Source organism: Candidatus Hydrogenedentota bacterium (genome assembly GCA_012523015.1).
Taxonomy (GTDB): domain Bacteria; phylum Hydrogenedentota; class Hydrogenedentia; order Hydrogenedentales; family CAITNO01; genus JAAYBJ01.
Genome location: JAAYJI010000195.1, coordinates 1 through 8,025 on the forward strand (window position 1 = coordinate 1; position 8,025 = coordinate 8,025).

At 53.7% G+C, this 8,025-nt stretch carries 3 protein-coding genes; all 3 read right to left on the bottom strand.

Annotation, left to right across the window (positions count from 1 at the left end; translation table 11 throughout):
* Positions 1–4,089: N-6 DNA methylase (locus GX117_08570; protein ID NLO33393.1), on the bottom strand; the 4,089-nt coding region annotated here is incomplete at its 3' end.
* Between the two features lie 5 nt (positions 4,090–4,094).
* Positions 4,095–6,929 carry a DEAD/DEAH box helicase gene (locus GX117_08575; GenBank protein NLO33394.1) on the bottom strand — a complete coding sequence of 945 codons (2,835 nt, stop codon included), beginning with the start codon at positions 6,927–6,929 and terminating at the stop codon, positions 4,095–4,097.
* Positions 6,926–8,025: DUF1998 domain-containing protein (locus GX117_08580; GenBank protein NLO33395.1), on the bottom strand; the 1,100-nt coding region annotated here is incomplete at its 5' end. The genes GX117_08575 and GX117_08580, both read right to left, overlap by 4 nt.

The window sequence follows — 8,025 nt, forward strand, 5'->3', positions numbered from 1 at the left end:
AAACAAGGCGTCCAGCTCGCAGCGGATCAGAAAGCGGCGCTCTTCCTCCCATCGGAAGGGCGGTCCAAAGTAACCGCAATCATGGGCAAGCCCTTTCATATCCCATGCCGTGTAGCTCAATTCGAGCGCCCGCGGGATAATAAAGGCAGCGGCAGAAGTCCCGGTGAAAACATCAGTTAGAAAGTCGGTAGGGGATAGGATGGGGAATTGCTTGATATAAAAATGGCTTAATTGCGTACTACCCACTGCATTTCGAACGCAAAAATCTAAGACTACACTGTTAAGAATTGCGCCCATCAGCAAGGCAGCAGCCGCTTCTTGAGAGGGAATTTCATCAGGTAAGATTGTTTTCTTTGACCATTGGACAGACGGAAGCCAACGCATGGAAACAACTATGCCTGAGTCTCCAAACCCAACAGCGGGAAGAAGCGAGGCTATTACCGTCCGCTGGTTCGTGGCGTGAGTTATCCGACGTAAACCAAGCATCCATTCCTTCGTTAAGTCAAGCTTCTCTTGTTGCTCAGCTTGTATTATTGAATTGGCATCATGAGAGTTCAACGAATCCCGTATTGCGGTACTACGCAATGTGGTATCAAATAGCTCTTTTCCCGCGTTTTCAGCGCGTGTATTGCCAACATCTACCTTACGGCGTAGTTTTGCTGTAATATGTTCCTCTGCAAGCCAGTACCGTGGAAGAATGACGGCGTGGGGATCATCTTTTTCCGCCTCAGTGATATTGTAAGTCTCGGTTTTCTTGCCCTGACCGCTATCGTCTTTATAAGACGCGAATCTGTGGTCATAGTGATGCAGGAGTTTCGCCTCATAGAGGGGCAAATAATTTTTGGCGGGCGTAGAAAATATGTTTCCTTTCAGGTGTCCCCCCTGCTCCTCTAACTGGTCACGGGTGTGGAAAAGTCCTGAGTCGTTCGCCATATGGAACATTGTTCCAAATTTAATACCCCAAAGGTTCGTTTCCGGTTTATTGTCTTGTTTTTCTCGGATGAGTATAGGAATACGTCTATAGATGGCTTTGTTGAGTTCGGCGTCGGCGCGGGTTCGGAAGGTGGGACAGGTTCGCGTGTTGGGATTGAGCAAGGTGATTTCTTCCGGTGACAAGGTGAAACGCCGCTCGGGATCGCGCAGATCCTCTGTCGTGTGGGCAAAAAAGGTGAATTCTATTTCTTGGGTTAAGCGCTGGGTGGATGGTGAGCCTACCGTAAAGAGGCAGAACTTCATACTGCGGTGTACCCCGGGAAAGATATTCATACGATTTTCAAAATCAAAGAGACTAATGAGGGATCTGCTTTCTATTAGTTCTTGGAAAAAGATTTGTGTGGTGGCGTCGGTCGAAATGCCTGTGGGCAAGATACAGCCCACGCTGCCTTGGGGCTGGAGCAAACTGCGGTTTGCTTCTGCAAAGATAGGGTAAAGATTAATATCGCCTCGTCCGCATAGGGGATAGCGTCCGCTGTTGCGCAAAAAATGGCTTTCTCCTTCCGCTTTGCGCAGATCTTTTTTAAAGTCTTGATAGAGTTGGGGTTGCTCGGTTTTGAGCTTTTTTATCATGGCTTTTCGTGCGGCAGCATTGGCAGCACTTGCAATTTCCGGTTTTCGTTCTGCAAACCACTCTTTTTCTTGAATCTTCACCCGTTCCCACGGTGGATTGCCGAGGACGACGTCAAAGCCGCCTGTCCATCCTTGGGGGTCGTCTTTCTGCGCTCCCTTGTCATGGCGGGCAACTTCGCTTTGGGGCAGGGGTTGAAAAACAGTGGGAAAAGCAAGGTGCCAGTGGAAGAATTGGTAGTATTCTGCCAAGTCCTGGATCTCTCTTTCCATCCATTTCGGAGTCCAATGGGGATTGCCTTCAATTCGCCGTAGGATATCCTGTGTAATGGGGAAGGGAAGTGCTTCGTCTTTCTCTTTTTTCCAGACAAAGGCGGCGCACCACGCATCAGCAAGGAGTCGTGCTGAGCGATAGCTGTCGGATCCAACGAGCTCGGCATATCGTGCTTCTTTTTGTTGAACGCCTTCAAGGGTATCATCCCGAATGGTGTCCATGTCGTATAGGGCTGTGGCAAGATTTCCCAAGCGTTCCCAGGGCATTGCTTGTTCCAGATACATCTGTCCCGTTTCACGTTCATCCTTGTTTTGTTTCTTATACTTCTGACAATAGATTTTGTCGTCCCCTTCAATGGCGGTGAAGGCCTCGTCCGGGATGCCTTGAGCAAGGAGGGCAGGGGTCGTTCCGAACAGGCTGTTGCCCCATTGAATGTGATGGTCTAAGAAAGAGAGGGGCTTTCCGGGTTCGAGTGCTTCGAGCCAGAGAGTAACTTTACAGAGTTCGACGGCCATGGGGTTGATATCAACGCCGTAGAGGCAGTGGGTGATGACATCGCGCAGGGCGTGTTGATAGATGGCGGGGGAAGGCTCGCTTTCTCCGGCGCCGTGGGCGCGGACACGGGCCAAATGGCGTGCGAGGCGGTGGGCTGCGCCGACAAGGAAATGGCCGGAGCCGCAGGAGGGGTCGCAGACCTTGAGGGCAAGGAGCGCCTTTTCCGCGTCTTTTCCCTTCTTCTTTTTGAGGGTCTCTTCCACGACGGGATCAAGGGCAGAGTCCAGGAGCGCTTGTACGAGGCTGCTTGGGGTGTAGTAGGAGCCGGAGGTCTTGCGTTCATTGCCTGCAAATTCTTTAAAGCTAAATAGTTTGTTGTCCCCGCTGATTTGGGGGGTGAGGGACAGGAAACTCTCATAGACGCCGCCGAATTCTTCGGAGCCGAGGTTTTTGTAATCCACGGGCTGTAAGTTCTTGTTTTGATGGGTGAAGGCTAAATGGCGGATCGTGTCGAGGAAGTCCACGTTCGCCAGCTCCACACCGGCGCCTCCGGTCAAGGAGGCTGCGTTGAGCCGGTCGGTGCTTTTTGGAGACCAGAGATCACTGCCGAGAGCGGGCAGGGCGAGTTCTTCCCGGGCATGGGCAAAGGCCTCATTGCCGGACAAGGCGCCTACCACAAGATTGAATTGCTGCCAGAGGTCGCCGTGACGGCTTCCGTTGATCTGCCCCGCCAAGTGGCGGAGCCGTGCCATGCTGTAGTGGGCGGCATAGCGTGCGCGCTTTTCTCTGCCCTCTTCGGAATCATCGGGGGGATGCAGGAGAGAGACGCCGTCGAGGCTACGGTCTTCTGCCACAAACAAAAAGATCATGCGGTAGACGATGCGCAGGAGCTGCTCGTGCAAGGTTTTGAGGGAGAGCGCTTCACTGCGCAGCGCATCTCTTAAGGCGCTGTTACGGCGATGGCCGACAAGACCTTGGCCCAGTGTTTGAAGGGCTTTTTCGACACCGCCGCGCAGCGACTCCAGTGCTCGGGTCCCCTCTTCCGCAGCGATTGCAGTCCAGTCTTCTAAAAAAGTGCTTGCAGTGTTCCCTTCTTCACGGGGACTGAATCGCGTAGCATGGGCAAGGAGCCAAAACAATACGAAGTCAGAGTAGACTTCTCCGGAAAACATAGAATAGAGATCGAATTCGAGGTAGGATTGACGGGATAGGGCTTGGTTATCTCGTAAGATCCGAAACCGGAATCCATTGGACAGGATCGCCCACAGATGGCCTTCACTGCGGTTGAGGAATTCCTGTACCAGTCCGTGGGGATTGACGGCGGCAGCGCCCCGCACGCCTGCGCTGCGTCGGTCAAGATTGACACCGCAGCCTACAAGGTGAATGGGCGTTGCGCCATAGAAGCGGTTGATGGCATAGCTGCGCCCGTCGATTTCGGGGCCGGGAACGGTGGGCAGTATCCCAAAGCCCAGTTCCCGGAGGAGCGGGATATTCCATTTGTCGTTGGTCAGTCCCGTAGCGGCTTCTCCTTCGTTAAGATCTTTTGCAGCTTCGCGGAATTCGGTCCAGTGGCTGCGGAGTCTATTCCAAGAGTGGGTAATGCTTTCGTTGAGCCTGTTCCCTTGGGGGATGTGGTAATCGCGGGGCTCCTTGCCGGGCAGTTTTTCGTTGGTACCAATAATTTTCCGGAGCAGATCGGGGGGTAAAAGTCCGCCTTCGGAATGGATGGTCTCGAATTCTTGGGTACGTCGTGTCATGATGTTCAAAGCCTCGATAACAGTACATAGGCCCCGAGAATGTCCACGGGGAGTACAGGTTTAATGTGAATGGCGCCCGTCATCTTTGAAGCGCTGCGAACACGCTCGTGGGCTTCCAGCTGTTTTTCGGCGCGCCCTTCGGCTATGGCAATCAATGCCTCTTGGAAGCGGGGAAGGGCGGGCAGGAGCCAATCCAGCTGCTGGTCTATGGCAGTCCGGATGAGACCATCATCGGGGCTGGCGGTCAGCAATGCCTCGCTTTCTTCCACGTCAAGCCATTGAAGATCCTCATTCGGGGAGCCGGTACAGGCGAGGGGCAGAATTTCCTCACATAAAAGCGTCTTCTCCTGCTTTCTCGAGAATTGAAGATGATAGCGAAAGCGTGCCAAAAGCAAGGTGGTTCGCTGCTTTACGGCAGCCGTTCGGATCACCCCGCAGCGGGCGGCGACGGCACGGGTATCCCGGGCGTCCGAGTCGAGTGCCTGATCCAGTGCCCAGCTTGCTAAGCCTTCCACGATGGGAGCGGTACGGCCGAGGTAGCGTTCTCCTTTTTGGAGAGGCAGATGAAAGCGTCCTTTGAAGGATTGTTCACTGCCCATGGCTTGGCGCAGGGAACGGGGCGTTTCTTCGTTGATCGTGACCGTTACCGCCTTGTTGTCTTCTTTAACCGCCACTTTTGCAGCGGGGAGGAGGGTGCAGAAGAAACGCTCCACATCGTCGTTGCTGCCAATGGCTTCCTGAACACTTTTAAGTTCCTTTGCGACGGTATCTTCGTCGAGGGGGTTTTGGGCAAAGCGTGAGCGAATGGCACGTTCTTTTTCCCGTGCGTTTTCCCACTTTGTTTCCATGGTCTTAACGGCTTTGTTTACGGTCTCGTCGAAAGTGAATTCCATCTGGTCTTGGACGCCTCCTGTTTTTATGCGGAAGAGGGCGCCTTCGATGAGGGTGCGCGTAATTTGATCACCGGAATCAGGGACGGCGACGGTTACGCCGAGGTCGCTCTTGATACTTTTGTGTTTGCGGAGCAGTACTTTCAGGATCACGCCGTCAATGGGGTTGTCAGCGCCGTAATAGGTAGCGACGCGCACCACGGGTTCCCGTTGTCCGAATCGATCGACACGCCCTTCGCGCTGTTCATGCAGGGTGGGATTCCAACAGATGTCATAGTGGAAGACGGCATTGAAGCCTTCCTGGAGATTGATGCCTTCCGACAAACAATTGGTGCATACCAAGACATAATCCCCACCCTTTTTGACCAGCGTTTCAATACGATTTTCCCGTTCCGTCGGGGGCAGTTGACCGGTGATGCATTCGACCTCGATGGTGTCGGGCAAGGCGCTGCGCAGTTCTTTGGCGACATACTCGGCGGTGTCGATAAATCGGCAAAACACAATGGGTTGGAAGCCTTCCTTAATCAGTGATTTAATTTGCACCACGGCTGTTTGCAGTTTGCTATCGGAAGCTCCGAAAAAGGCTTCCGCACGCCGGGCAAAGGCAAGGAGTTTGCGGCGCGTATGTTCTGCTGCTTCTTCGGAGTCAGCGCCGGGACTCAGGTCTACGACAGTTACTTCATCGACGTCATCTTGGTCGAGCACGCTTTTAGAGCCCACCTCATCCAGTTCGTCGTCGGAGTGGTTATCCAGTTCTGTACGCGCCTTTAGTGTTGCGACTGCAGCGGCGGGACTGGAGGATACGCAGCGCAGGAGGGCGAGAGCCGACCAATAGCGCACGCGGCGGCGGCGGTCACTGCCCTCTGTATCGTTGATAAGTTCACAGGCGAAGTTGACCATATCATCGAAGAGGACACGGTATTCCGGATTGAAGGCGTAGGTCACTTCCTTGTCTAAGCGTTTGGGGAAGGGGGTGTTTGTGTCCAAATATTGGGTGATATCGGCACGGCGCCGTTGTACGAGATGGCGGGCAAGCTTGCGCCGGATTCCTTCGCGTTCTTTACTTTCCAGGTCGCTTGGCAAATCGATGAAGGTATCGTCCAGCAATCCGAGCAAGGATCGAAAGGCTTGTTCGTTGCCGCTGTGGGGCGTTGCCGTGACGAGGAGCAGATGTTGGTCAGGCTTCTTGGCGATTTTTTTAAGGAGATTATAGCGTTGCTGTCTGCCCCGTCGCGCACCGCCGGTGACGGTGCAGCCGTGAGCTTCATCTACGATAACAAGTTCGGGGCATTTCAATACGAAGTCGTCCGCCCGTCGGTCCGATTTAATGAAATCGATGGATACGATGAGAAAGGGGTGACGGTCGAAGACGGACACGCCAACGGGCAGATTTCGTTCGAGCCGTTGAATGGTGCTGCTGAGCACAAGTTCGGCGTCAATATGAAACTTTTCAGACAACTCTTTTTGCCACTGTTCCGCTAAATGGGGCGGGCAGAGTACGGCGAGGCGGCTGATTTCGCCGCGGTCGATAAGTTCACGGGCTACGAGCGCCGCCTCAATGGTCTTGCCGATACCGACGTCGTCGGCAATGAGCATTCGCACGGGATCCAGTTTTAAGGCCATCATAAGGGGCACCAATTGATAGGGGTGCGGATTTACGGCAATCCTTGCGAAACTTCGGAAGGGTCCTGCTGCCGCCCGTGTGGAGAGCCGTGCCGCATCGCGCAGGAGGCGTCCCGAACTGAAATCACCCAGGTCATTGCGCGTTGGCAGGGAAAAGGCTGCAGATTCAACGCTTTCAATCTTCGGCAAGATGCCGACGATCTCTTGGTCGAGTCCACCCAAGGGGCGAACCATAAGCAGCTTGTCCGTGGATTCGGGGAGTACGACCCACTCGCGTCCCCGTGCGCGTACGAGGGTACCTGGTTTTGATAAAGCGGCTGTGTTCATACTTGAAGTTCTCCGAAGATATCAGGATGGCGTTGGAAAATTTCCGGCCAGTCTTCTTTGTGCTGGAACCGAACAACGATATAGCCGGCCGCTATCAGGCGGTTGGTGATCTCGTCATCTTTGCGTATCTCCTCGGGCCTGTCGTGTATCGGTCCGTCAATGTAGATGGCGGCATTATACTCATGATAGAAGAAATCGGGGAGGGTGGAACAGGATTCGATAAGATGTTGGGCGGCACCGGGAGGCCGGAGCATGAATTGGTCTATTTGATCCAACCATTTTTTTTCTAATTCGCTGTCGCAGCGTTTGCGCAATGCGATCATGCGTTCCTCACGGGAGCCCCTGCCGCCGGCCGGCTTGCATTCCGCCGCCATCAGTTCTTTCAAAAAATCGCGAATGCGGAAGCGGTCCAACAGTTGATGGTCAGATTGGTTGGCATAGTCCAAGAGGCAATTGTAACAGGCTTTACCGCAGGTATCTGCTCCCTGATCTTCCAGGGTATCGGGATCGAAATGGCAGATCTCGAGGGCGCAGCGCGCTAGCAGGGGAATGACTTTGGGATCTTCGACCAGCTGCCGCAATATGCCGGCGCCGCCTTCAGAGGCTTCATAAAACAAAATTTCTTTGCGGTTGTTCAAAGAGGGCATCGCTTCGCAAGAGAGTTCTCTGGGTTCAATTTGGAAATGCTTTTGAATGGCTTCTTTGAAGGCAGATTGGAGGCTCGCCATGGCTACGGGGTCGGATAAGGTATCAAAAGCCATGATGAGTGCGTTTTTCGTATCGGTCACATAAGGTACGACCCGCTTTTGAGAACCGGCAGCCTTATCATTGGGGTCGTCTGTATCCTTGGGATTACTTGCCCAATAGCCCCGTTCCAGGTTCAATAGGAATCCCGGCGCTGCAGGGGATTGTTGATTCGCCCAGCCCATATTGATCCGATAGAGGGTCGTGGCGTCACTGTAGTTTAATCGGATTAACCGTTGAGCCTTAGCATATACCTCCGCATCTTTTCGGTCGGACTTACCGCCTACTTCGGGGAATTCATAAGCGGTGACCATTTTGTAACCATAGCGCTGTCGTTCCTCTTCATCGCAGG